Origin of the sequence: Kocuria salina, from assembly GCF_013368965.1 — a bacterium.
Taxonomy (GTDB): domain Bacteria; phylum Actinomycetota; class Actinomycetes; order Actinomycetales; family Micrococcaceae; genus Kocuria; species Kocuria rosea.
Map to the genome: position 1 here is coordinate 1 of NZ_SSSF01000046.1, position 1,321 is coordinate 1,321.

The following is a 1,321-nucleotide window of genomic DNA, read 5'->3' on the forward strand; positions in this document are numbered from 1 at the left end:
CGATGCTCCTATGTCAAGCCGCAACCTCGAGAACTGGTTCCGGACCAGGGCGATGCCTGAGGTCGATTGGTGACTCCTTGGCCTTCTCATCGGCGCGCAGAGCGGCGAAGACTCGGTCCGAGATCCTCCGTCGTAGCAGTCGCATTGCTTCGGTGTGGGTCTTGCCGCGGGCCAATTGCTTGGCCACGTAGTCCGCTCCTTCGTAGCCCAGCCTCTGCTGGGTCACGGCGGCCATGTGCAGGGCGGTGTTGATCGTACGATTGCCGCCGCGGTTGAGACGGAACCGCTCGTGGTTGCCGGACCATACCGGGATCGGGGCGGTGCCATTGAACCGGGCGAAGGCGTCCTTGGAGTGGAAGCGCGCCGCCCCGGCAGTCTCCCCGACAATCGTCGCCGCACCGAGCACCCCGAGACCGTCCACGGCCAACAGGTGCGGGTACTCGGTGCGCACCAGGCGCCCCAGCCGCGCTTCGAGCTCATTGATCCGCCGGGTCAGGCTGACGATCTCGGCGATCATGTCCGCGGCGATCTCGACGACCACCCCGTCCCTGCCGGCCAGCTGCTCTTGCAGGGAGTTCAGGACGCAGTAGCGGCGCAAGGCCCGGGAAGGGACCTCGATGGCCGGATCAATCTCGTGCAGGAACCACCGCAGTTTCGACTGCAGGGCCGAGCGCCGGGCGACCATGGACCGGCGGTGGTCGGCCAGCAGCTTCAGATCGCGTTCCGGGCCGGCCAGCACCGCGGTCGGCAGGTCATCCTCGCGCAGTGCGACGCGGGCGACGGCCTCAGCGTCGATCGGATCGGACTTGCCGCGTTCCCTGGCCCCGCGGCGCATGCCGGCCATCAACCGGGTGTGCACCCGCACGACCTGGTGGCCGGCCAGCAGCAAGTCAACTTCCAAGGCGCGGGAGAGATGTCGGCAGTCCTCCACCGCTACCTTCACCGCGCCCTGGGAGCTCAACCATGCCAGGACCTTCTCGTGGCCGCTGGGCCGGGCCTCGACGGTGAGCTCCTGGAGTCTTCGCCCGAGCCCGTCCACGGCGACCAGGGTGTGGGTGTTCTTGTGGGTGTCGATACCCACGACGGTGACCATGGCTACCTCCGTGTGCTCCTCGTGCCTGATCGAAGGGCAGGACGAGCCCCCGGCGGGCACGCCTCAATCGGACGCCGAACAGCGCACGCTCCTATCAGGCCACACCCGGACCTCGCCCGGCCGGACCGGCGGGGCGGCACATCGCGGACAAGCCCACCAAGATCGAGGGCAGCGAATAAACGAGCCAACCCCGCCGGCACTTCCTACGATGACATTGACGCGAAGAAA

General features: G+C 67.7%; 1 protein-coding gene. It reads right to left on the reverse strand.

All coding sequences use genetic code 11. The annotated features are described in order from the left end of the window. Window positions 1-13: 13 nt before the first annotated feature. A complete protein-coding gene (locus E7Z53_RS19850; protein ID WP_242630586.1) occupies window positions 14-1,093 on the reverse strand; it encodes an IS110 family transposase in 1,080 nt (359 codons plus the stop codon). Between the last annotated feature and the right edge of the window lie 228 nt (window positions 1,094-1,321).

What these genes read in the sequence shown, in the direction of transcription:
- E7Z53_RS19850 (WP_242630586.1), bottom strand. Translation starts at nt 1,093, where the DNA reads ATGGTCACCGTCGTGGGTATCGACACCCACAAGAACACCCACACCCTG.